Raw genomic sequence first — 2,206 nt, 5'->3', positions numbered from 1 at the left:
CTGCTGCTGGCCGCCCGACAGCTGGTGCGGCTTGCGCTTCGCGTACTTGCTCATCTGCACGAGCGCGAGCGCGTCGGCGACGCGTTCGCGAATCTCGTGCTTCGGCGTGCCTTCCTGCTTCAGCCCGAACGCGACGTTCGATTCGACGCTCATGTGCGGAAACAGCGCGTACGACTGGAACATCATGTTCACCGGCCGGCGGTACGGCGGCAGCGACGCGAGATCTTCGCCGTCGACGTAGATCTTGCCGGACGTCGCGGTTTCGAGGCCCGCGAGCATGCGCAGCAGCGTCGACTTGCCGCAGCCCGAACTGCCGAGCAGCGCGAACAGCTCGTTCTTCGCGATCGTCAGGTTCACGTTGTCGACGGCGGTGCTGTCGCCGAACTTCTTCACGACGTTTTCGATGCGCACGAACGCGTCGTTGGCCGCACGGACGGCCGCGGCCGGCTGCACGTGGCGCGCAGCGGCGGAAGAGGGAATCGATTGCATGGGAGTCACCATTCGTTCTTCACGGATTGCAGGCGCGAGCGCTCCCGCACGAGGCGCGCAACGCGACTCGCGGAAAACGGCTCGGGCCGGATGGAACAGGTGCGCGCGGCGCGCGCGGGCGGACCCTGTCCGCGAATGTCAGGCGCGCGGCAGGCGGGCGGCCTGCGCGACGCCGTGCGGCATCGCGGTCAGTGGCCGGTCTTCAGCTGCGCCCACAGACGGTTTTCCAGCCGCAGGATCTCGGCCGGCATCGGCTTCATCAGCACCATCTTCTTCAGCACCTCTTCGGAGGGATACACGGTCGGGTCCTGGGCGACGGCCGGCGTCACGAACTGGCGCGCGGCCTTGTTCGCGGTCGGATAGAACACCGTGTTCGTGATGGCCGCGTTGACCTTCGGATCCGACACGTAGTTGATCCACTTCAGCGCGTTCTCGGGATGCGGCGCGTCCTTCGGGATCACCATCACGTCGAACCACAGCAGTCCGCCTTCCTTCGGATTCGCGAAGCGGATGTCGTACGAGCGCTTCGCTTCGGCCGCGCGGCGATGCGCGATGCCGACGTCGCCCGACCAGCCGAGCGCGACGCAGACGTCGTTGTTCGCGAGGTCGTTGATGTAGCCCGACGAGTTGAACTGCGTGATGTACGGGCGGACTTTCTTCAGCACGTCGAAGGCGGCCTGATAGTCGGCCGGATTCGTGCTGTTCGGGTTCTTGCCCATGTATTGCAGCGTGGCCGCGAACACGTCGACCGCCTGGTCGAGGATCGACACGCCGCAGCTCTTCAGCTTCTCCATGTTGGTCGGATCGAACACGAGCGCCCAGCTGTCGACGGGCGCCTTGTCGCCGAGCGCCTTCTTCACCGCCTGCACGTTGTAGCCGATCCCGTCGGTGCCGTATGCCCAGGGCACGCCGTACTGGTTGCCCGGATCGGCGTCGGAGATCATCTTCATCAGCACGGGATCGAGGTTCGCGAGATTGGGCAGCTTCGATTTGTCGAGCTTCTGGTACACGCCGGCCTGAATCTGCTTGGCCATGTAGTTCGACGTCGGCACGACGATGTCGTAGCCCGAGCTGCCGGCGAGCAGCTTGGCCTGCAGCGTGTCGTCGCTGTCGTAGTTGTCGTACTTCACGTGGATGCCGGTCTGCTTCTGGAAGTTCGGAATCGTGTCCGGCGCGATGTAGTCGGACCAGTTGTAGACGTTCAGCTCGTCGGCATGTGCCGATGGGCTGGCGACGGACGTGAACGCGGCTGCTGCGGCAAGGGCAGCGGCGGAGCAGGCATGACGAAGAAAGCGAGCACGCATGGTGGAGTTCCCCTGGTTGTGGCGGCGTGCGGCGCCCGCCGCACACCTGTAGGCAAAGCCGTTACGAAAGGCCCAGCTGCTGGGCGGTCGCATCGACGGCCCGCTTCGCCTTCGACACGAGTTCGTCGATTTCCTGCCGCGAGATCACGAGCGGCGGCGACAGCAGCATCCGGTCGCCGGTCGCGCGCATGATGAGGTTGCCGTTGAAGCAGAAGTCGCGGCAGATCGTGCCGACGTCGCCGCCGTTCGCGAAGCGGCGGCGTTCGGCCGGCGCCTCGGCGAGCTGCAGGCTCGCGACGAGCCCGTGGCCGTGCACTTCGCCGACGATCGGATGACGTGCGAACGTCTCGCGCATCAGTGCCTGGAAGTACGGGCCCGTGTCGCGCTTCACGCGCTCGACGATGCCCTCGTCG

The 2,206-nt window shown here is 65.8% G+C and carries 2 protein-coding genes and 1 pseudogene; all 3 read right to left on the bottom strand.

Features of this window, described 5'->3' with window-relative positions; genetic code table 11:
* On the bottom strand, positions 1-489 hold a 489-nt coding region (locus tag HMPREF3115_RS04920; protein WP_141751640.1), incomplete at its 3' end, for an ABC transporter ATP-binding protein.
* Between the two features lie 188 nt (positions 490-677).
* Positions 678-1,793 carry a polyamine ABC transporter substrate-binding protein gene (locus HMPREF3115_RS04915; protein ID WP_006408006.1) on the bottom strand — a complete coding sequence of 372 codons (1,116 nt, stop codon included), beginning with the start codon at positions 1,791-1,793 and terminating at the stop codon, positions 678-680.
* Between the two features lie 61 nt (positions 1,794-1,854).
* Positions 1,855-2,206 (bottom strand): annotated as a pseudogene (locus tag HMPREF3115_RS04910) (aminotransferase class III-fold pyridoxal phosphate-dependent enzyme); the annotation flags it as partial.

Source organism: Burkholderia sp. HMSC10F09, from assembly GCF_001806955.1.
GTDB lineage: Bacteria > Pseudomonadota > Gammaproteobacteria > Burkholderiales > Burkholderiaceae > Burkholderia > Burkholderia multivorans.
Note: the sequence above shows the minus strand (reverse complement) of the source record. Positions and strands in the feature narration are given on the sequence as shown.

Excerpts from the sequence above, each read along its gene's own strand:
- HMPREF3115_RS04915 (WP_006408006.1), bottom strand. The coding sequence starts at position 1,793 with ATGCGTGCTCGCTTTCTTCGTCATGCCTGCTCCGCCGCTGCCCTTGCC.